Source organism: Porphyrobacter sp. GA68 (assembly GCF_022605525.1).
In the GTDB taxonomy this organism is placed as follows: domain Bacteria; phylum Pseudomonadota; class Alphaproteobacteria; order Sphingomonadales; family Sphingomonadaceae; genus Qipengyuania_B.
This window is the reverse complement of the sequence record NZ_JAKQYJ010000001.1, coordinates 618,681-637,989: the sequence shown is the minus strand read 5'-3', so window position 1 is coordinate 637,989 and position 19,309 is coordinate 618,681. Positions and strand designations below refer to the sequence as shown.

Annotated in this window: 18 protein-coding genes, 1 tRNA gene and 1 pseudogene; 15 read left to right on the top strand and 5 right to left on the bottom strand. The window is 63.4% G+C overall.

Translation table 11 applies throughout. The features are described 5' to 3' along the window. Nucleotides 1–334 precede the first annotated feature (334 nt). Together LHJ54_RS03105 and LHJ54_RS03100 are read left to right on the top strand one after the other, a co-directional pair. On the top strand, nucleotides 335–820 hold the full coding sequence (locus tag LHJ54_RS03105; RefSeq protein ID WP_228242480.1) for a PH domain-containing protein: 486 nt from the start codon (nucleotides 335–337) through the stop codon (nucleotides 818–820). Continuing rightward, the gene (locus LHJ54_RS03100; RefSeq protein WP_228242479.1) at nucleotides 817–2,373 is read left to right on the top strand and encodes a PH domain-containing protein; all 1,557 of its coding nucleotides are present in this window, start codon (nucleotides 817–819) and stop codon (nucleotides 2,371–2,373) included. The genes LHJ54_RS03105 and LHJ54_RS03100 overlap by 4 nt, the downstream gene beginning before the upstream one ends. A 43-nt stretch (nucleotides 2,374–2,416) precedes the next feature. Here the strand turns inward: LHJ54_RS03100 and LHJ54_RS03095 are convergent, their stop codons facing one another. After that, complete coding sequence (locus tag LHJ54_RS03095) at nucleotides 2,417–2,716, bottom strand: GNAT family N-acetyltransferase (protein WP_228242478.1); 300 nt, start codon at nucleotides 2,714–2,716, stop codon at nucleotides 2,417–2,419. Nucleotides 2,717–2,765: 49 nt separating this feature from the next. Here LHJ54_RS03095 and LHJ54_RS03090 point away from each other — a divergent pair, with 49 nt between their 5' ends. Together LHJ54_RS03090 and LHJ54_RS03085 are read left to right on the top strand one after the other, a co-directional pair. After that, complete coding sequence (locus LHJ54_RS03090; protein ID WP_228242477.1) at nucleotides 2,766–3,788, top strand: low specificity L-threonine aldolase; 1,023 nt, start codon at nucleotides 2,766–2,768, stop codon at nucleotides 3,786–3,788. Further along, nucleotides 3,785–4,624 (top strand): annotated as a pseudogene (locus LHJ54_RS03085) (DMT family transporter); the annotation flags it as partial. The gene LHJ54_RS03090 and the pseudogene LHJ54_RS03085, both read left to right, overlap by 4 nt. Here the strand turns inward: LHJ54_RS03085 and LHJ54_RS03080 are convergent. Further along, nucleotides 4,618–5,523 (bottom strand): SDR family NAD(P)-dependent oxidoreductase, encoded by a 906-nt coding sequence (locus LHJ54_RS03080; protein WP_228242476.1) that lies wholly within the window; start codon nucleotides 5,521–5,523, stop codon nucleotides 4,618–4,620. The pseudogene LHJ54_RS03085 and the gene LHJ54_RS03080 overlap by 7 nt on opposite strands. Before the next feature lie 51 nt (nucleotides 5,524–5,574). On the opposite strand from LHJ54_RS03080, the gene pepN reads away from it, so the two are divergent. From pepN to LHJ54_RS03045, 7 genes are all read left to right on the top strand, one after another. Continuing rightward, nucleotides 5,575–8,205: an aminopeptidase N gene (gene pepN, locus LHJ54_RS03075; RefSeq protein WP_228242475.1), complete on the top strand. Its 2,631-nt coding sequence runs from the start codon at nucleotides 5,575–5,577 to the stop codon at nucleotides 8,203–8,205. Beyond that, entirely contained in the window at nucleotides 8,198–8,923 is a 726-nt protein-coding gene (pgeF, locus tag LHJ54_RS03070; RefSeq protein ID WP_228242474.1) for a peptidoglycan editing factor PgeF, read from the top strand. Before pepN ends, pgeF begins: the two co-directional genes overlap by 8 nt. Nucleotides 8,924–9,132: 209 nt before the next feature. Then, a complete protein-coding gene (petA, locus tag LHJ54_RS03065) occupies nucleotides 9,133–9,720 on the top strand; it encodes a ubiquinol-cytochrome c reductase iron-sulfur subunit (protein ID WP_228244275.1) in 588 nt (195 codons plus the stop codon). A gap of 17 nt (nucleotides 9,721–9,737) precedes the next feature. Further along, the gene (locus tag LHJ54_RS03060) at nucleotides 9,738–11,030 is read left to right on the top strand and encodes a cytochrome b/b6 (protein ID WP_228242473.1); all 1,293 of its coding nucleotides are present in this window, start codon (nucleotides 9,738–9,740) and stop codon (nucleotides 11,028–11,030) included. A gap of 35 nt (nucleotides 11,031–11,065) precedes the next feature. Beyond that, nucleotides 11,066–11,950: a cytochrome c1 gene (locus LHJ54_RS03055; protein WP_228242472.1), complete on the top strand. Its 885-nt coding sequence runs from the start codon at nucleotides 11,066–11,068 to the stop codon at nucleotides 11,948–11,950. Between the two features lie 39 nt (nucleotides 11,951–11,989). After that, nucleotides 11,990–12,520 carry an adenine phosphoribosyltransferase gene (locus LHJ54_RS03050; RefSeq protein ID WP_228242471.1) on the top strand — a complete coding sequence of 177 codons (531 nt, stop codon included), beginning with the start codon at nucleotides 11,990–11,992 and terminating at the stop codon, nucleotides 12,518–12,520. Nucleotides 12,521–12,758: 238 nt separating this feature from the next. Further along, nucleotides 12,759–12,832 (top strand) — tRNA-Gly (locus tag LHJ54_RS03045). Between the two features lie 332 nt (nucleotides 12,833–13,164). Here LHJ54_RS03045 and LHJ54_RS03040 read toward each other — a convergent pair. Then, entirely contained in the window at nucleotides 13,165–13,764 is a 600-nt protein-coding gene (locus LHJ54_RS03040; protein WP_228242470.1) for a sugar transferase, read from the bottom strand. 882 nt (nucleotides 13,765–14,646) lie between these two features. Between LHJ54_RS03040 and LHJ54_RS03035 the strand changes: the two genes are divergently transcribed. Next, entirely contained in the window at nucleotides 14,647–14,847 is a 201-nt protein-coding gene (locus LHJ54_RS03035) for a hypothetical protein (RefSeq protein ID WP_228242469.1), read from the top strand. A 189-nt stretch (nucleotides 14,848–15,036) separates the two neighbouring features. Here the strand turns inward: LHJ54_RS03035 and LHJ54_RS03030 are convergent, their stop codons facing one another. Both LHJ54_RS03030 and LHJ54_RS03025 read right to left on the bottom strand, forming a co-directional pair. Beyond that, nucleotides 15,037–15,483 carry a hypothetical protein gene (locus LHJ54_RS03030; protein WP_228242468.1) on the bottom strand — a complete coding sequence of 149 codons (447 nt, stop codon included), beginning with the start codon at nucleotides 15,481–15,483 and terminating at the stop codon, nucleotides 15,037–15,039. A 365-nt stretch (nucleotides 15,484–15,848) separates the two neighbouring features. Further along, nucleotides 15,849–16,367, bottom strand: a complete 519-nt coding sequence (locus tag LHJ54_RS03025) for an RHS repeat-associated core domain-containing protein (RefSeq protein WP_277754082.1) — start codon at nucleotides 16,365–16,367, stop codon at nucleotides 15,849–15,851. A gap of 132 nt (nucleotides 16,368–16,499) precedes the next feature. Here LHJ54_RS03025 and LHJ54_RS03020 point away from each other — a divergent pair, with 132 nt between their 5' ends. The 3 genes from LHJ54_RS03020 to LHJ54_RS03010 all read left to right on the top strand — a co-directional run bounded on the left by LHJ54_RS03020 (nucleotide 16,500) and on the right by LHJ54_RS03010 (nucleotide 19,245). Next, complete coding sequence (locus LHJ54_RS03020; RefSeq protein ID WP_228242467.1) at nucleotides 16,500–17,948, top strand: cytochrome ubiquinol oxidase subunit I; 1,449 nt, start codon at nucleotides 16,500–16,502, stop codon at nucleotides 17,946–17,948. Further along, nucleotides 17,948–18,955 carry a cytochrome d ubiquinol oxidase subunit II gene (gene cydB / locus LHJ54_RS03015; RefSeq protein ID WP_277754018.1) on the top strand — a complete coding sequence of 336 codons (1,008 nt, stop codon included), beginning with the start codon at nucleotides 17,948–17,950 and terminating at the stop codon, nucleotides 18,953–18,955. Before LHJ54_RS03020 ends, cydB begins: the two co-directional genes overlap by 1 nt. A 152-nt stretch (nucleotides 18,956–19,107) precedes the next feature. Continuing rightward, on the top strand, nucleotides 19,108–19,245 hold the full coding sequence (locus LHJ54_RS03010; protein ID WP_228242465.1) for a DUF2474 domain-containing protein: 138 nt from the start codon (nucleotides 19,108–19,110) through the stop codon (nucleotides 19,243–19,245). Nucleotides 19,246–19,309 lie beyond the last annotated feature (64 nt).

Here is a 19,309-nt window from a genome sequence, read left to right as displayed (position 1 = left end):
GCGACGGAAGGCCAATGCGCTTTCTTGTCACCTTCAGCCGGGGACGGCGCGTATCGGTGGCATTCGCTGTTGATCGTCTGAAAGAACTGGCATCTGCCGCACTGCATGGCTTGCATCATCTGTCTCCTCGCGAAATGTATTTAGCACCGGAATGCGCCAAGTATAGATTCAGTTCCGGGAAAAACAAATAACTTCATATACTTGGAACTGACAATCATTAGCAACAAGTGATTACCGACACTTGCCATCTGTTCGCATTAGCAAGGGCGTCCGGCGCCGGGGGCAAGTCATTGCTTCCCTTGTGTTCCGCAGCTGCCTTAGCCATACAAGACACATGACCGAACCGCCCGAGGGCAGCGACGCTGAGCCGCTGCACCAGTTGCATCACGCTTATGTGAAGGTGCTGAGGATCTCTGGTGCGCTGTTGGCGGCGCCTCTTGTTGCCGCGGCCGCCGCTCTGGAAATGGCGCTCCCCACCCCGCCGGGCTTGCTGCTGTCGGTGGCGGTCGTTGTGGCGGCCTTGCTGCTTTTACGGGTTCCCTTTCGCCGTTACAATGCGCGTGGATACCATTTCAGCGAGGATCGGTTGCGCGTGGTCAGCGGGTTGCTCTTCCGGTCCGACACGGTGGTGCCGTTTGGCCGCGTGCAGCACATCGACGTGGCGCAGGGGCCGCTGGAGCGCGCGTATGGACTGGCGACATTGACCCTGCACACGGCGGGCACGCACAATGCCTCCGTGTCGCTTCCGGGCCTGCTCCACGCAGATGCCCTGGCCATGCGCGAGCGGATCAGGGCGCGGGTGAAACGAGACACCATGTGACCCCTGTCAGCGTCCCGCGCATCCGCCGATCCGCCACCGCCGGACACGCAGCGCCTCGGCGAACCGATCGACGCAGCTTCCTGGTCGCCAGCATCGCTGGCCTGCCGCGCGCCGTGCTCCCGCTGGCCGCCGTGCTCTATAGCACGCGCGACCAGCCGTTTGGGTTGGCGACCGCCATCTTGATCGCCGCGGGGATCATCGCCTTCATCTCGGGCTTCGCCTATCTCGCCTGGCTCAGAACCACGTATTGTGTCGGAGCGGCGGATATCCGCGTGGAGACCGGCATCATCGCCCGGGCAGCACGCTCAGTCCCTTTCGAGCGTATCCAGGACGTCAGCCTGCAGCAGTCGCTGATCCCGCGCCTGTTCGGTCTGGTAGAGGTGCGCTTCGAAACCGGGGCCGGCGGAGCGGACGAACTGAAGCTCGCCTACCTGTCGCAGACCGAAGGCGAGCGGCTGCGCGAGCTCGTGCGCGACCGAAGCGACGCGATCCCGGCACCTGCGGGAACCGAGCTGATCCACGAGGAACGGGAGGAGGTGCTGTTCGCCATGCCGCCCCGGCGGGTGCTTACCTTCGGCATGTTCGAGTTCTCGCTCGCGTTAGTCGCGGTGCTGGGCGGGTTGGCGCAGCAGTTGGATTTCCTCCTGCCGTTCGGCCTGTGGGACCTGAATGGATGGCAGGATCGGCTTGCCGGGCAAGGCGCCTGGCTGGCCGGGATTGGACCCGCGGCCCAACTGGTGGGCGCGGTCGCCGTGCTGGCCTTGCTGGGAACAATCGGCTTGCTGACTGGGGTTGCCCGCACGGCGGCGCGGGAGTGGGGCTTTGTTCTGACCCGCAACGCCAAAGGGTTCCGCCGGCGCCGCGGCCTGTTCACCCGCACAGACGTGGTGATGCCGGTCCACCGGGTCCAGGCGCTCAGCGTACGGACTGGCGCGGTCCGCCAGCTGTGGGGCTGGCAGTCGCTCAGCTTCATCACCCTCGCGCAGGATGCTGGCGCCGCCAGCCATACAGTCGCGCCGTTCGCCCGTCACCGGGAGATCGCGCCGATCATTCGCGCAGCGGGCTTCGAGGAGGCCGGGGACGAGGCTCCGTGGCATCGCACAAGCCGCCTGCAGGCGCGCGATGCCGCCCTCGCGAGGTTGCTTGCTCTGGCGATTCCAGCAGCAGTGCTGGAGGTGGTGCTGTGGTTGATGCCTGAGGTCGATTCAGCGCTGTTCCTGGCGCTGCCTGCCATCTTGGGTGGCGCGGGAGTCCTGCTGGCGCTCCACGCATGGTGGAACTGGCATCATCGCAGGTATGCCCTCACCTCCCGGCAACTGTTCCATCGCCATGGCCGCCTGTCGCCTGCACTCGACATCGCCTCCAGGGTAAAGCTGCAATCGGTCAGCCTCGTGCAGGGGCCGCTGGCCCGCCGCCACGGTTATGCGACCCTGCACCTCGGAGTAGCCGGCGGACGGATCGCGATCCCCGGACTGCCTGTGGCGGATGCGCTCCGGCTGCGCGGTGAACTCCTTGCCAGCATGACGGCCACCGATTTCAGCGAACTGGTCTGACTCGTCCTCACTTGCCACCCGTCGTCCTGAGAAGTCAGATGCTTCAGGCGCGCAGATCGGCCCAGTCCGGGTGCCGGTCGAACTGCCTTGCAACATAGGAGCAGGCGGGTTTGATGCGGAAACCCTGTTCGCGTGCGTCTGCGATCAGGGCGTCCACCAGCTTCGCGGCGATGCCCTTGCCGCGCAATTCGTGCGGCACGCCGGTATGGGTGGCGATCCGCACTCCCTCGCCCTGGGCACGCCAGGTCAATTCGCCGGTCGCTTCCAACCCGGCGATATGGGCGGTGTATTCGCCGCGACGGTCATCGCCTTCATGGGTGATCGTTACATCGGGCTTGCTCATTCCGCTCTCCTTCTTGCCAGACAGCGGCGGGCGGCTAAGGGCGTTCCCGATGGCATCGTTGCAATCCCCCTCCTCCGGGCTGTTCCTGTCGGATAATGCCGCCGCCGTGCACCCACGTGTCTGGGCGGCGATGCGCGCCGCCGACGAAGCGGACGCGCCCTATGACAATGACGCACTCAGCCGGGAACTGGACGAGCGTATGGAGGCGCTGTTCGGGCGCGAGTGCGCTGTGCTGTGGGTGGCCACCGGAACGGCGGCGAACTGTCTGGCGCTTGCCACGATGGTTCAACCGCATGGCGCGGTCGTCTGTCACCGGGAGGCGCACATAGAGGTGGACGAAGGCGGCGCGCCGGGCTTCTTTCTGCATGGCGCGAAGCTGCTGCTGGCGGAGGGGGATGGGGCGAAGGTCACTCCGGCGACGCTCCGGGCCGTGATCGACCCGATCCGCGACGACGTCCACCAGGTGCAGCCGCACGCCGTATCGGTGACGCAGGCGAGCGAGTATGGCCGGGCATATCGCCCCCAAGAGTTGGCCGCGATCGCAGCGCTGGCGCGCGGGCGAAGCCTGGGCTTCCATGTCGATGGCGCCCGCTTTGGCAATGCCGTGGCGTTCCTCGGCTGCTCCCCGGCGGATGCGATCGGCGGTGCGGACGCGCTGTCATTCGGGTTCGTCAAGAATGGCGGAATGAGCGCGGAAGCGGTGGTCCTGTTCGATTCTGCCGCCGCCACGCTTGCCCGATATCGCCGCAAGCGCGCGGGCCATCTGCAATCCAAGGGGAGGTACATGGCAGCGCAGATCCACGCCATGCTGGAAGACGACCTGTGGCTGGATAACGCCCGCGCCGCGAACGCGGCGGCGCAGGAGATCGCGACGGCCAGCGGCGAGCGGCTGCTCCACCCGGTCGAGGCAAACGAACTGTTCGTGCGCCTCTCTGCGACTGAGCGGGAAGCGTTGCGCGCGCAAGGCTTCGCATTCTACGACTGGGGCGTCGATGCAGCGCGCTTTGTGACGGCCTGGAACACGCCGCCAGACGCTGCACAGGCGCTGGCGAAAGCGATCGCGGCCTTGTGACCGCCGCTTCGCATGTTCCGCCGCACGCCCTGCTGCGTCCCGCCATCGCGCTTCCCCTGCTGCTGGTGGCGCTTATCTGGGGCAGTACCTGGATCGTCATCACCGGCCAGATCGGAGATTATCCGGCCAGCTGGTCCGTCGCGTGGCGGTTCCTCATCGCCACGCCGGCCATGTTCGCGGTCGCCCTGCTGATGGGCAAGAGCCTGCGGATCGGGCGAACGGGCCACCTTCTGGCAGTGGCGCTTGGCCTTTTCCAGTTCTGCGGCAATTTCAACTTCGTGTACCGGGCCGAACTGCACCTGACGTCGGGCATAGTCGCAACCATGTTCTCGCTGATGATCGTCACCAATGCGATCGGCGGACAGGTAGTGCTGGGGCAGAGCGTGACGCGCAGGTTCTACCTTGGCGGAGCCATCGCCCTGTCGGGCATCGCCCTGCTGCTGATCCATGAAGCCCGGATCGCTCCGCTGGAGGGGCGCGTCGCCCTGGGCATCCTGCTGGCGCTGGGCGGCATTCTGTCGGCGTCCACCGCCAACATCCTGCAGGCGACCCGCGGCGCGGCGGGGTTGCCCATGGCCAGTCTGCTGGGCTGGGCAATGCTGTACGGGACGCTTTTCAACATGGTGCTGGGCTGGTGGGAGGCGGGCTGGCCCGGCTTTCCGGCAGACGCGACATACTGGATGGGGGCGGCGTGGCTGGCGCTGGCCGGGTCGGTGGTCACGTTTCCGCTGTACTATACGCTGATCCGCAAGATCGGCGCGGGCAGGGCGGCGTACCAGAACATCCTGGTGATCATCATCGCCATGGTGATCTCCACCTTTCTGGAAGGCTACCGCTGGACGCCGCTGGCGGTTACGGGCGGATTGCTGGCGCTGGCCGGGATGGCCGTTGCGCTGAGGGCAAGATCGGTGCCTGCGGCTGAGCCTGCGCCGGACGCGGACAGAACGGCGCGCAGCCCTTCGGCATAGGTCGGGTAGCGCGGTAGCCAGCGCAAGACCCGCTTTGCCCTGCCGTTCGCGACGCGGCGGTTCTGCGCATAGAAACCGCGCGCCATCGGCGACAGGTCTGCATCGTCCAGCTTCCGGAGCGGCGGCGGTTCAACGCCGAGGAGGCGGCAGGCTTCCTCGATCACGGCGTTCTGGCTGGTCGGCAAGTCGTCCGTGATGTTGTACGGTCCGGGCGGCGCGCCCTTGTCGATGGCGGCTAGAACGGCGGTGACGATGTCGTCGACATGTACGCGGCTGAACACCTGTCCCGGCAGGTCGATGCGGTGTGCCTTGCCGCTCCGCACCCGGTCAACCGCGCTGCGGCCGGGGCCATAGATACCGGACAGGCGAAACACTCTTGCACCCTGCGCCAGCCAGTCGCTGTCGCACAGCACGCGGGCGGAACCGGCGGCCCCGGCTGTCGGACTTGCCTCGTCCACCCATGCGCCGCCCGTATCGCCGTAAACGCCGGTGGAGGACAGATAACCCAGCCACGTTGCGGTAGAAGCCTTTCCGCGCAGAAGCGCTCCGTAGTTCAGCATAACCGGATCGCCCCCGTTGCTGCGGTCAGGTGGGACGGCCGAAAGGATATGGGTGGCATTCGCCAGGGATTGCCTCACCCGCGCGGTGTCATTGAAACGGCAGGTTCCCGCGCGCCCGGTCCCGGCCACGTCCCATCCGCGTTCGCGCAAAAGTGTTGCAAGCCGGCTGGCGACGTAGCCGAGGCCGAAAATGAACATTCGCGCCATGCCTGCGTTCTAGCGTAGGAAGTCTGCCAATCAAATCCGAGACCCGACCACATGGATATCGCCCGCACCCCGTCGACCCCGGACGGAAATCCTCATCTCGCCGACGCTCCGCCGGAGCCGAGGGAGCCGCCGGTCATCCGGCGGGAGGACTATCAGCCCTTCGGGTGGCTTGTGCCCACGACGCATCTGGCATTCGACCTCGAGCCTGAACAAACGACGGTCACGGCCACGCTGCAGGTGGAGCGCAATCCCGCCGCAACGCCGTCACCGATCCTGCGCCTGAATGGCGACGGGTTGAAGCCCCTGGGTGTGGAAGTGGACGGCGAGCCAGTCAACAGCTGGGCAATGGAGGGCGACGACCTGATGGTGACCCTGCCCGCAGAGCGGCACCAGGTGCGGGTCGTGACCCGGCTCAACCCGGCGGAAAACAGCCAGCTCATGGGGTTGTACGCCAGCGGCGGCATGCTGTGCACACAGTGCGAAGCGGAGGGGTTTCGCCGCATCACCTTCTTTCCGGACCGGCCGGACGTGCTGTCCACCTACACGGTGCGGCTCACCGGGGATAAACACGCCTTCCCCGTGCTGCTGTCGAACGGCAACAAGGTTGCCGAAGGCGCGCTCGCTGACGGGCGCCATTTCGCGGAGTGGCATGACCCCTGGCCCAAGCCTTCCTACCTCTTCGCGCTCGTCGCCGGAGACCTCGTGGCGCGACGTGACCGGTTCGTCACCAGAGCCGGGCGGCAGGTTGAACTCGCCATCTGGGTCGCGGACGAAGACCTGTCCCGCACCCAGCACGCCATGGATTCGGTCAAGCAGGCGATGCGGTGGGATGAAGACGTGTTCGGCAGAGAATATGATCTGGATGCCTTCAACATCGTCGCAGTCGGTGACTTCAACATGGGCGCGATGGAGAACAAAGGGCTGAACATCTTCAACACGAAGTATGTTCTGGCCGATGTCGACACGGCCACCGATGGTGATTTCGATGGCGTGCAGGGAGTGATCGCGCACGAATATTTCCACAACTGGTCCGGCAACCGCGTGACGTGCCGCGACTGGTTCCAGCTGTCGCTCAAGGAAGGCTTCACCGTCCTGCGCGACCAGCTGTTTAGCGAGGACATGCATTCGGCCGCGGTCAAGCGGATCGAAGATGTGCGGGTGCTGCGATCAATCCAGTTTCCGGAGGACAGCGGGCCGCTGGCGCACCCGATCCGCCCCGACTCCTTCCGGGAAATCAGCAATTTCTACACCGCCACCATCTACAACAAGGGTGCCGAGGTCATCCGGATGATGCGCACCATGGCCGGAACAGCGCGCTTCCGGGTGGCAACCGACCTGTACTTCGCGCGCCACGACGGCGAAGCCGCCACGTGCGAGGATTTCATCCGCGCTGTCGAAGATGGCGCTGGTCTCGACCTCAGCCAGTTCCGCCTCTGGTACGGGCAGGCCGGCACCCCGGTGGTAACGGCGAGCACCCGAGGCGAAAATGGCGAACTGGTGCTTTCCTTAAGGCAGACAACGCCGCCGACGCCCGGCCAGCCAGACAAGCGCCCGATGCCCATTCCGCTGAAAGTGGCGGTCCACGACCGGGCCAGCCGGACGCTGGGCGAAGAACGGTTGATCCTGCTCGACGAGGCGGAGCAGGAGGTGCGGCTGCCATTCACCGGATCAACTCCTGCTTTGTCGATCAACCGCGGCTTTACCGCTCCCGTGTCCTTGCGGCGGGACGTTTCGCTTGATGAACTGCTGTTCCTCGCAACCTGCGACGACGATCCGTTTTCCCGCTCCGAAGCCTTGCAGGAGCTGGCCGTGCGCCATCTGGTCCACCGCCCGGATGCTGCCGGGCGCGATGCACTTGGCGAGGCGTTCAGGGCAACGCTGGCCGATGAGTCGATCGACGACATGCTGCGCGGGGAACTGCTGATGCTTCCAGGCATGAGCTACCTCATGGAGCAGGTCGAGCGCGGCGACCCCGGCGAACTGCATGCCCGGCGGGAGGGGCTGAAAGCATGGCTTGGCGATAGGCTGGGCGACGAGATGCGGGACCACTACGCCCGCGCGGCGGCCGTTCCGTTCGCCTTGAGCGCCGCCGCAAAGGGTGCGCGCAAGGTGAAGTCGGCCATCTTGTCCTACCTTGCCGCAGCCGATCCCAAGGCGGCCGCCCTGATCGCCGCAGAGCAATCCGCCGCCGCCGACAACATGACCGATCGGCAAGGCGCACTGATGGTGCTGGCTGGGCTGGACCTCCCGGAGCGGGCCGAGCAGCTCGCAGCCTTCTTTGAGCGTTACCGGAGCAATCCCCTGGTGATCGACAAATGGTTCGCCATCCAGGCCATGTCGGCGCACCCGCTGGTGATCGATCAGGTGAGAGAGCTGGAGCGGCATCCCGATTTCACCTTGCGGAACCCCAACCGGGTCCGCTCCTTGTTCATGGCCTTTACCGGAACGCCGCAAGGCTTCCACGCCCCATCGGGCGAGGGATACCGGATGATCGCCGATCTCATCCTGCGCCTCGATCCGATAAATCCGCAGACGGCCGCGCGATTTGTGGCGCCGCTTGGCCGGTGGCGACGGCTGGAAGCCGGTCGAGCGGCGCTGATGCGCGAACAGCTTCAGCGGCTCGCCGACGCCCCGCGGCTGTCCCGCGACACATACGAGCAGGTGAGCCGCTCGCTTGGCTGACGCTCTGCCCTGCGTTCAGACCGATGTGCTGGCGCAAACGCCGCACGGCTTCTTTGGGCGTTTCGCGGGCGAACAAGGCGCCAACGACGGAATGCCACGGTATCGGCGTGCGGTGGTCGAGAAGTTGATGCCGGGGGCCGCCCTCGTCATGTTGCGACAAACGCATTCAGCCATCTGCGTCTGCGTGGCCGAGCCATGGCGGCATGAAGACAGGCCCGAAGGCGACGCGCTGGTGACGCGCGGGCGTGGTGTTGTTCTTGGCCTGGTCACGGCCGATTGTGCGCCGGTCCTTCTGACCGACCGACAGGCGGGGGTGATTGGCGCGGCCCACGCTGGCTGGCGCGGCGCGCTGGGCGGCGTACTGGAGAACACGGTTGAAAAGATGGAGGAACTGGGGGCTGCACGGGGCCGCATTGTTGCCGCGATTGGACCGGCCATTGCCCAGGCCAGCTATGAGGTGGACGAAGCCTTTCGAAGCGGCTTTCCCGCGGATGCGGCGCGCTTCTTTACCGTCGGACGACCCGGGCACTTCCAGTTCGATCTGGCCGGCTATGTTGCGAACCGCCTGCAATGTGCCGGGGTTGGGGGCGTCGCGAACCTGGCGCTCGACACCTATGCGCAACCCGCTCTGTTTCACTCCTACCGCCGCGCGCGGCAGCAGGGCGGGGCGACCGACGGACGCCAGATCAGTGCAATCGCCTTGCCGGCAAGGGCATGATCCCGACGGCAAATTGACGGTTGGCAATCGCGGCGTCAGCGGCTAATGGCGAGGGAGAACCGGTTCACCGCCGCCTCCATTCCGCGCGTTATTCTTCAGCGCCCGGCGGCGGCCGCGCCATCCTTTTGGAAGATGGTGCACCGGGCACAATGCAGCTTTGTGGACCGCTTGCGGATCCTGGCAGGACGAAGTGAACGCGAATGGCAGAGATGGCAGAACCCGCGGCAGAGATTCCGGTAAAGCCGGTGGACGCGACCGGATCGGCCGCAGGCGATGATGGCGTCAGACGCCGCGACTTTCTGAACATTGCCGCCGTGAGTGCCGCGGGCGTCGGCGGCATCGCCGTTCTGTATCCCCTTATCAGCCAGATGGCACCGTCGGCTGACGTGCTGGCGGAAAGCACAACCGAAGTCGACACCAGCGCCATCGAACCTGGCCAGGCGATCAAGGCCGTGTTCCGCAAGCAGCCGCTGTTCGTGCGGCGTCTGACCCCTGCCGAGGTTCAGGAGGCGCAAGCCGTTCCGCTCGGCTCCCTGCGTGACCCCGCGACCCTGGAAGACATGACCAAGCCGGGCCATCTCGACATGCTTGTCACCATGGGCGTATGCACCCATCTGGGCTGCGTCCCCTTGGGTGCGGGCGAAGGGGAGAACCGGGGCGAGTTCGGCGGCTATTTCTGCCCGTGCCACGGGTCGCACTACGACACCGCCGCGCGTATCCGCAAGGGACCGGCGCCCACGAATCTCGTGGTGCCCGAATATGAATTTACGACCGACACGACCATTGTGGTCGGCTAGTTGAGAAAGTCCGCGTCATGAGCTTTCCCTGGGCGAAACAGTACCAGCCAGCCAACGGTTTCACCAAGTGGATTGACGAGAAGCTGCCTCTGCCGCGGCTCGTCTATAATGCGGTTGGTGCGGGTTATCCGGTGCCGCGCAACCTCAACTACATGTGGAATTTCGGCGTTCTGGCCGGGTTCTGCCTGATGATGCAGATCGTCACCGGCGTTGTGCTTGCCATGCACTATGCCGCCAATGCGCAGGTCGCCTTCGCCTCCGTCGAACACATCATGCGCGACGTCAACTGGGGCTGGCTGATGCGCTATGCGCACGCCAACGGTGCCTCGTTCTTCTTTGTCGTCATCTATCTCCACATCTTTCGCGGGCTGTTTTACTCGTCTTACAAGGCCCCGCGCGAGATGATCTGGATCCTGGGCGTGGTCATCTTCCTCCTGATGATGGCAACCGCGTTCATGGGCTACGTGCTGCCCTGGGGCCAGATGAGCTTCTGGGGAGCCAAGGTAATCACCGGCCTGTTCAGCGCCATCCCGCTGGTGGGCGAGCCCATCCAGGTCTGGCTGCTTGGGGGATACGCGCCTGACAATGCGGCCCTGAACCGCTTCTACTCGCTGCACTTCCTGCTGCCGTTCGTCATTGCCGGGACCGTGATCCTGCACATCTGGGCCTTGCACATCCCCGGCTCGTCAAATCCGACCGGAGTTGAGGTCAAGAGCGAGAGCGACACCGTTCCGTTCCACCCCTACTACACGGTCAAGGACGGGTTCGGACTCGGCATCTTCCTGCTGGTGTTCTTCACCTTCGTCTTCTTCCTGCCCAATTTCCTCGGGCATCCGGACAACTACATTCCGGCCAACCCGCTTTCCACGCCCGCGCACATCGTGCCCGAATGGTACTTCTGGCCATTTTATGCCATCCTGCGCGCCTTCACGACCGACTTCATCATCTCGGCCAAGCTGTGGGGCGTGATTGCGATGTTCGCGTCCATCCTGATCTGGTTCCTGCTGCCATGGCTGGACCGTTCGCCGGTGCGCAGCGGGCACTACCGGCCGCTGTTCCGGAAGTTCTTCTGGTTCGGCTTCATGCCTGCGCTGCTTGTGCTGTTCATCTGCGGCGGAGCGCCTGCGGAACAGCCGTACATCATGCTGAGCCAGCTCGCGACGGCCTATTACTTCCTGCACTTCCTCGTCATCCTGCCGATCGTTTCAGCTATGGAGACGCCCGAGGAACTCCCCTACTCCATCACGCAGGCGGTGCTGCATTCGGACAAGAAGCCGGTGCTCGGCGAAAACACTTCGCCGGCCGTTTGACGGCGGGGCGCAAGCAAGACGGGAAAGATCGGTAAATGGTTCGCCTGATTAGCATTTTCGTTGGCATCGGCTTTGCCTTCGTCGCCATGGTTGCGTTTGTCATCGGCGTTTACGGCTGGGCGACGGAGCCGACGGAGAAGACGGCGGAATACACGTTCCACCTCTATCCCCGAGACTTCCAGTTCTCGTTTGAAGGTCCGTTTGGCCGCTGGGATCAGGTTGAGCTGCAGCGCGGCTACAAGGTGTACAAGGAAGTCTGCGCAGCCTGCCACGGACTCGAATTCGTCGCGTTCCGCAATCTGGCGGACCTCGGCTACAGCGAAGCGCAGATCAAGGCGGAAGCGGCGAACTGGCAGGTTCCCGGCATAGATCCCGTGACCGGCGAAGCCACCACCCGTCCGGGTACGCCGACCGATTACTTTCCCTCACCGTATCCCAACGATGTTGCGGCTCGCGCGGCGAACAACAACGCTATTCCGCCAGACCTTTCGCTGATTACAAAGGCCCGTCCCAATGGCACCGATTACACCGCCAGCCTGCTGACCGGATATACGGATCCCAACACGTTCCAGATCGACGGCAAGCTGCTGCGGCAGGAGTTCCCCGATTTCACCGTTCCGGAAGGGCTGCACTTCAACCCGTACTTCCACAGCCTCAACATTGCGATGGCGCCTCCCCTGACGAGCACGGGGCAGGTAACTTATGACGATGGGACCGAAGCGACCATCCGGCAGATGTCGCATGACGTGGCCGCATTCCTCACCTGGGCCGCGGAGCCCAAGATGATCGAGCGCAAGCAGACGGGCTGGGCGGCGCTTGGCTTCGTACTGTTTGCCACCGTTCTTGCCTATCTCGCCAAGCAGCAGATCTGGGCGCCGGTAAAACCGAAGAACCGCAAGACCAAGCCGAACGCTTCCTGATGCAGCTAAAGCGCCGCTGAAACCGGGAGCGTTGACGACTTGGATGCCGCTGATCTTGAACGGTTCGTGCGGACCATTCCTGATTTCCCGGCGCCCGGCATCCTCTTTCGCGACATATCGCCCCTCATTGCTGACGCCGCCGCTTTTGCGGCCACAATCAAGCTTTTGACGGGCAGGGTCGGCGCCGCCGGACCCGACAAGATCGCCGGAATAGAAGCCCGAGGGTTCATTTTTGGTGCCGCAGTGGCGGTCGCGGCTAACTGCGGCTTCGTCCCGGTCCGCAAGGCTGGAAAATTGCCTGTGCCGGCTCTCAGCGTGGATTACGCGCTTGAATACGGGCAGGACCGCCTGGAGCTGGACCCGACCATGATTGTCCCAGGCGACCGCTGCGTAATCGTCGATGACCTGCTGGCCACTGGCGGCACCACCTTGGCGGCAGCGCAGCTCTTGCGGGCCGCCGGGGCAGAGGTCACGGCGGCGCAGTTCGTCATCGAACTGACCGGGCTGCAGGGGGCAACCGCACTGCGAGCGGCTGGGTTGGAGGGCAGTGCCTTGTTGGCGTTTACCTGAGGGTGCTCGGCAAGCCGCTGCTATTGGGGCAGGTGCAAAGGCGGAAGGTAAACGCGTTTTCCTGCAACGGCTTTGCATGCAGCAGGTCGCACGACCGTGCGTTCGAGAAAGGTGACATGCAGCCTGGCAGCCTGACCGGTGCGCATTACTCTTGATAAAGCTGCGGGAAACGGGCTCCTCTTCCGGTCATTTGCCGATTGACGCGACCACCCTTTCGATGGCATCTGCACCGCGCCGGGCGGGTATAGCTTAGTGGTAAAGCCCTAGCCTTCCAAGCTAGTTATGCGGGTTCGATTCCCGCTACCCGCTCCAGCCATTCAGAACGTTTGAGCTTCTATAGCACGCAGGCGAGCCGTGCGGGGGCGGGTCATTGATAGCGTGCGGCTGGAACCCAGACACGCTGCTCAACAATCCGTAAATCGAGGTCGAGCAACCAAGGCTGGCAGCAATAAAGTAGTTGGGCGAATACCTCTCACTAGTCGTTCGCGTGAACCGCGGTTGCTGCCTGATTTGAAATAGCGTTTCAATTCTGAACTACGCTAAAGCTAAGATAGAAAGCGCGACCTAGAGACTGGCCATCCCACCTGACTGCAGAGAGGCGCCGCAATCGAGATGGTTGCTGTAGAAGCAAGCGCATAACCAAGTTATGGAGGGGGCCCATTCCCGCGAAAAGCGGGCATGGTCGCTTCACCTGCAGCGCTGATCCCTTCTCGCCGGAAGACCTTCCGGATGGTCATCCACAGGATCTTGAGGTCCAGCCTAAAGCTGCGATTATCGACATACCACACATCCAATGCGAACTTTTCGTCCCAGCTGAGTGCGTTGCGGCCGTTAACCTGGGCCCATCCCGTGATCCCGGGGCGCACTTCATGTCGCCTCGCCTGTTGCGCGCTATAGAGAGGAACATACTGCATCAAAAGGGGGCGGGGGCCGACGAGGCTCATGTCACCCTTCACAACGTTCAACAAGCCAGGGAGTTCGTCGAGACTGGATGACCGCAAAAAGCGGCCAAATCCGGGCAATCGCTCCTCGTCGCTTAGAAGTCGTCCATCGGGGCCGCGCGCTTCGGTCATCGTGCGAAACTTCAGCATCTCGAACGGACGAGCAGCCAAGCCCGGCCGTTGCTGACGAAAAATGACCGGGGAGCCCAACTTCATCCGCACAGCGACAGCGGTAACGCACAGGATCGGAAAAAGCCCGATCAGGAGAAGGGTCGCGGCGCAGATGTCGAAGGCTCTCTTCACAAGCCGGGGCGCTAACAACGAGGGGTTTTGAAAACAAGTCTCCCACCCTTCTGCAATCACCCTGTTTGGGAGACGTAGCAATCGTTCTCCATCGCGTTGTACAATGGAACCTTGCGCCTGAAGCCCCGCTGGCGCGGGTCTTCCGAGGCCAACACCCGCTTCATTGAAGGCCGATGCCCCTTATGTCGGCCATGATGTGTACCACTGGCTGGCGGCGACGCAGGTTGGCGGACTGGCGCAGCGTCTGGTCGGCGGCCTGAAGGGCAGGGCGCCGCCTCGCTCGGCAAAGCGATCATGGTCCACTACCAAGACGGCTCAGCCTGCAATGCCCTTCCGGCTTACGAGAGCACTCTCGCGCCGGGCTACGTCATGATCAACCGGGGGTAGGGCCTCAACCGCCAAGCATCAAGGCCAGCCGGCAGGGCAAAGTTACCCTTGAGTAATGGCGCAGGCGCAGCACAGCTGAAGACAGAGGTCGCGCCCTCCTTCGCATCTCTCCCCCCCCTCTGGCCATCAAGCAGCGGGCCAACCGAACCACTCTTGATCGCCAGCGCATTACTCAAGGCATCGGTGATGGCCGCGACCGAGCCACGCTCGTCGGCGTAGAGGTCGCGGGAGAGGCAGCACGGGCCAGCAGCGGGGACCGCAGCGCCACCGCGCACCCGCGACCGCATCCAGTTCACCCGCAACAACCGACGCGCCGGACGCGTCAACGGGCACACCGCCAGCGTCATCGGGATCGATCCGCAGCGTGGCGGCATCACGGTCGAGCGCGAGGATGGCAAGCACGAAGCGCTCGACCTCTCCCGGCTCGCCGATCGCCATATCCGGCCGGGTTGGGCGCGAACGGTCCCTCCCGCCCTAGGCGCCACCGCCGATCGCGTGATGGTCCACTTGGAGAGCTTCCGCGCCAACGCCGTCGATGCACCGGCGGTTTGTGTTGCCATCAGCCGCGCCAAGGATGCGGTAGCACTCTACACCGACAGCCGCGCTAGGCTCACCGAAGCCCTCGGCCTACACGATGGCGCGCAGATCGGGGCGATCGATGGGCTGAAGCGGGAGGTGGAGATGGCGATGGAATAGCGGAGACACCGCGAGGGTATGCGCGAAGTTGTTCCCCATATGCGTACGGTCTGATCGCCCCCTCCCTGTCCGTTCAACGACGGCCAAGGCACTGGTTTCAGGCTGATTTCCTAGCCCAACCGGGCTTGAGGGAAAGAGTTGACAACGCGTAAAGTTCATCGAAATGTTCGGCCCATCAGGCCGAAATGTTCAGCCTCTCTTTTCGATCATCGTCAGAAATGGGACGGCAAATTCCTCGAAGTAGTCCGGCTCTTTCGCCAAGAAGGTTTCGACAAAAACACGTGCGCGACTAACTTCTCCCATGAGATAGAGACAACAGGCAAGCTTCTCAGGATACCCGCCTAACATCTCGATCCGGCCTTCAAGAAGCGGCACAAGAGCTTTGTAACTTGCAATCGAGCGAGCGTAAGTCAGGCCATAGCCAACGTAGAGATTGGCCAACCTTTCAGCTTCTGAATCAAAACATTCGTCGCTTTGCTCCGGCGTAAATACGAAGGCTGGCTCGTTTCGAGCATTCAAGAGTTCACCCATGGCTATCGCGTATGTTGCAATTCCCCTATCATACTTGACGCCTTCTAACATACGCATCTTCGCAATCGAACCAACATGCACGCCTACAAATGGATTGATTTCCACTCGATCCGCGTAAAGGCCAGTATTTAATCCTACCCAACAATGGAAATCAGTATCTAGGGGAAAATCTACACCCTCCCTAGCAAAGCGTGTAAAGCCCTTTCGTTCGAGCGCGTCATAACATTTAAGGCGAATTGCCTTCTTAAAAGCAGCGTTACACCGGGACATCAACAGGGCCTATCTACCGAGCAACTAGTCATCCTAGTTGGCTTTCCAGGTTCAAGACCGGCATCTCTCGCGTTACATCCAACTGGGGTAACCTCGCGTCCTGCGTTGATATCGCTGTGCAGCTTCTCTTGCCCTTTGGTCAGTTTCGCGTCACCGGTCTTCGTTTCGACCACTCCCTTCTCCCTCGTTACGAAATCTGCTCATGTGCGAGTTCCATCACTAGTTCTGAATGTCACCTGCCGTCCCGAAATTCGACTGCCAAGCCTTGCGGCCGTTGCGGCTTCGCCTCTTGCGCCCCTTGCAGCGTTTTCTGCCATGCGCTCTGCTCGCACCGAACGGATCGCCGTTCCTGCTCCGCCCGCAACTCCAGGAACAACAGCTGCTGCAGTGTCAACCACGACACCGGCTACGTCGACTGCCGCTTTACCCCAATTGCCTGCCGCAGCATTCCCCGCTGCGCTTGCGACACCCATGGCGATGTTTGCCGCATCCCAAAGTGTCTCCAATGCCTTTCCGTCTGGATCGACGTTATTGACCGGATCGTTTGCGACATAGGCATACAGGTTCACCTGATCCGCATAGCCGATGGGATCGGTCTGCAGGAACCGGCCCAGCGTGGGCGAGTACATGCGGGCCTTGTAGTAGTAGAGGCCGGCTTTAATAGGTCGGGCCTGACCATCAGCCTTGCTGGCCTGCGCGGGGACACAATGATATCTCAGTCAAAACTGCGCCGCTGTCCACAGCGCTGATGAGCGGGACGATATTTCCCGACTTCAGTTGCAAACCATGCATCACCGGACACCATCTTCACAATGGCGACTGTGCGCAATAAGGGCTAAGAGGGTGAGATCATGTTCGACCAGTTCGACGCCCTGTTGCTCGCTCGCATTCAGTTCGCCTTTACGGTGAGCTTTCACTTTTTCTTCCCCGCCTTCACCATCGGACTCGCCAGCTACCTTGCGGTGCTGGAGGGGTTGTGGCTGAAAACGGGCAAGCCGCTCTATCTGGACCTGTTCAAATACTGGCTGAAGATCTTCGCCATCGCCTTCGCCATGGGCGTCGTCAGCGGCATCGTCATGTCTTACCAGTTCGGCACCAACTGGGCGCGGTTTTCCGACATCGCGGGGCCGGTGATCGGGCCGCCCATGGCGTACGAGGTGCTGACCGCGTTCTTCCTGGAAGCAGGGTTTCTTGGCGTCATGCTGTTCGGGATGGAGCGCGTCGGCCGCAAGCTGCATTTCGCCGCAACCTGCATGGTGGCGATCGGCACGTTCGTTTCCGCCTTCTGGATCCTCTCGGTGAACAGCTGGATGCATACGCCGACCGGCTTCGAATATGGCGCAAACGGACAGCTGCTGCCCGGGCCGAGTTGGTGGAACATCATCTTCAATCCGTCATTCCCGTATCGCCTCGTCCATACGGTGCTCGCCGCCTATATCACCACCGCGTTCGTGGTGGGCGGGGTGGCGGCGTGGCACCTGCTGCGCGACCGGGCGAATGCGCATGCGCGCAAGATGTTCAGCATGGCCATGTGGATGGCCGCCCTGGTCGTGCCGCTCCAGATCGTGGCCGGCGACCTGCACGGACTCAATACGCTGGAGCATCAGCCGCAAAAGGTCATGGCGATGGAGGGGCATTTCGAAAGCCACCCCGCGGGTGCGCCGCTGATCCTGTTCGGCATCCCCAACAGCGCAGAGAAGCGGGTGGATTACGCCATTCAAATTCCGAAAGCGTCGTCGCTGATCCTAAAGCACGATCTCAACGCCCCGCTCGCCGGGCTCGACACGATCCCCGACGAGGAGGAACCGCCGGTCGGGATCGTGTTCTGGTCATTCCGTGTAATGGTGGGCATCGGCTTTGCAATGCTGGGAGTGGGCCTGTGGAGCCTGTGGGCGCGCTGGCGCGGGCGATTGTACGACTGGCCGCTGCTGCACAGGGCCGCGCTGGTCATGGCGCCATCGGGGTTCATTGCGGTGTTGGCGGGCTGGATCACTACCGAAGTCGGGCGCCAGCCTTACGTCGTGTACAACGTCCTGCGCACCGCCGACGCGGCAAGTCCGCTGGACGCGCCGGCGGTGGCGACGTCGCTGATCGCGTTCATCGTCGTCTACTTCATCGTGTTCGGGATCGGGGTGTGGTACATCCTCCACCTGATGCACAAGCCGCCCCATGCGCACGAGAGCGGGGTGGAGCGGGGCGACGCCGGGCCGATCCGGACCGCCGGCATCACTCCCGGCCTCACTCAGGGCACAAACGCCCAGCCGCGCGGTGGAACGACCGTTCTGGAGAGGCAGGACTGATGGGCGTGAACGTCGACCTGACTACCGTATGGGCGTTCATCATCGCCTTTGCGGTGTTCGCCTACGTCGTGATGGATGGTTTCGACCTTGGCATCGGTATCCTGTTTCCGACCTTTGATGTCGGGCCGGAACGGGACCGGGCGATGAATTCCATCGCTCCTGTCTGGGATGGCAACGAGACATGGCTGGTGCTGGGCGGAGGAGGGCTGTTCGCGGCCTTCCCGCTGGCCTACGCCGTTATCCTTCCTGCGACATACCCGCTCATCATCGCCATGCTGCTGGGCCTGGTATTCCGCGGAGTTGCATTTGAGTTCCGCTGGCGCGATCCCGGCCACCGCCGTTATTGGGACGCGGCGTTCACGGGCGGCTCGCTGGTGGCGGCGATGGCGCAGGGCATGACGCTGGGCGCGTTGTTGCAGGGGATCACGGTGGTCGACCGGGCGTATGCGGGCAGCTGGTTCGACTGGCTGACCCCGTACACGCTGCTGACGGGGCTGGGCACAGTGGCGGGGTATGCCCTGCTGGGCGCGACCTGGCTGGTGTGGAAGCTGGACGGAGAGAGCCAGCAGCATGCACGAAAGCTGGGCAAGCGGGCGGCCTGGGCGACCTTCGCGCTGATGGCCGGGGTCAGCCTTTACAACCTGCTGCTGAATGCCGAATATGCGCAGCGGTGGCTGTCTGCGCCCGAAATCTACTATGTCGCACCCGTTCCGCTCCTCACCGCGGTGATTGCCGTGGCCCTGCTGCGCGCGCTGTCGGTTGAACGGCACTCCAAGCCTTTCTGGCTGTCGATCGCCTTGTTTTTCCTCGGTATGGCGGGTCTCGGCATCACCATCTGGCCATACATCGTGCCGCCGGGCGTCACTATCTGGGACGCCGCCGCGCCGGAACGCAGCCAGATCTTCATGCTGATTGGTGTCGCTATCACCATGCCGCTCATCATCGGTTACACGGCGTGGGCCTATTGGGTGTTCCGCGGCAAGGTAGGGCACGAAGGATATCACTGAATTGGCCGCACTCTCCTGCCCCTCGCAACGGATAGTCGGCTCTGACGGGCGGCGGCGGTCCGGCGCATGCAAGCCTCGCTGCATCCTTGCGCTACCCCGCAGCGTCCAATTCCCGCCGCGCCACCGCGCCTGACCTGAAGGATCGCGCCGCCATGCTGCAAGCACCCCCCGACCCGCCCGAGCGTCCGCTGTGGCAGCGCCTCGCCTGGATGGCGGTCATCTGGGCCGGCAGTGTGCTGGCGCTCGGCCTGGTTGCAATGGTGATCCGCTGGTGGCTGGGGCTTGGCTAGCCACGACCTGGCGCGAAGAATGTCGTTGACTGCCCGCAGTTCCTCTGCAGCCGGCGGGGATTGC

What these genes read in the sequence shown, in the direction of transcription:
- LHJ54_RS03020 (WP_228242467.1), top strand. Translation starts at nt 16,500, where the DNA reads ATGTTCGACCAGTTCGACGCCCTGTTGCTCGCTCGCATTCAGTTCGCC.
- LHJ54_RS03060 (WP_228242473.1), top strand. Translation starts at nt 9,738, where the DNA reads ATGAGCTTTCCCTGGGCGAAACAGTACCAGCCAGCCAACGGTTTCACC.
- LHJ54_RS03105 (WP_228242480.1), top strand. Translation starts at nt 335, where the DNA reads ATGACCGAACCGCCCGAGGGCAGCGACGCTGAGCCGCTGCACCAGTTG.
- petA (WP_228244275.1), top strand. Translation starts at nt 9,133, where the DNA reads ATGGCAGAACCCGCGGCAGAGATTCCGGTAAAGCCGGTGGACGCGACC.
- LHJ54_RS03095 (WP_228242478.1), bottom strand. Translation starts at nt 2,716, where the DNA reads ATGAGCAAGCCCGATGTAACGATCACCCATGAAGGCGATGACCGTCGC.
- LHJ54_RS03080 (WP_228242476.1), bottom strand. Translation starts at nt 5,523, where the DNA reads ATGGCGCGAATGTTCATTTTCGGCCTCGGCTACGTCGCCAGCCGGCTT.
- cydB (WP_277754018.1), top strand. Translation starts at nt 17,948, where the DNA reads ATGGGCGTGAACGTCGACCTGACTACCGTATGGGCGTTCATCATCGCC.
- pepN (WP_228242475.1), top strand. Translation starts at nt 5,575, where the DNA reads ATGGATATCGCCCGCACCCCGTCGACCCCGGACGGAAATCCTCATCTC.
- LHJ54_RS03090 (WP_228242477.1), top strand. Translation starts at nt 2,766, where the DNA reads ATGGCATCGTTGCAATCCCCCTCCTCCGGGCTGTTCCTGTCGGATAAT.
- LHJ54_RS03055 (WP_228242472.1), top strand. Translation starts at nt 11,066, where the DNA reads ATGGTTCGCCTGATTAGCATTTTCGTTGGCATCGGCTTTGCCTTCGTC.
- LHJ54_RS03010 (WP_228242465.1), top strand. Translation starts at nt 19,108, where the DNA reads ATGCTGCAAGCACCCCCCGACCCGCCCGAGCGTCCGCTGTGGCAGCGC.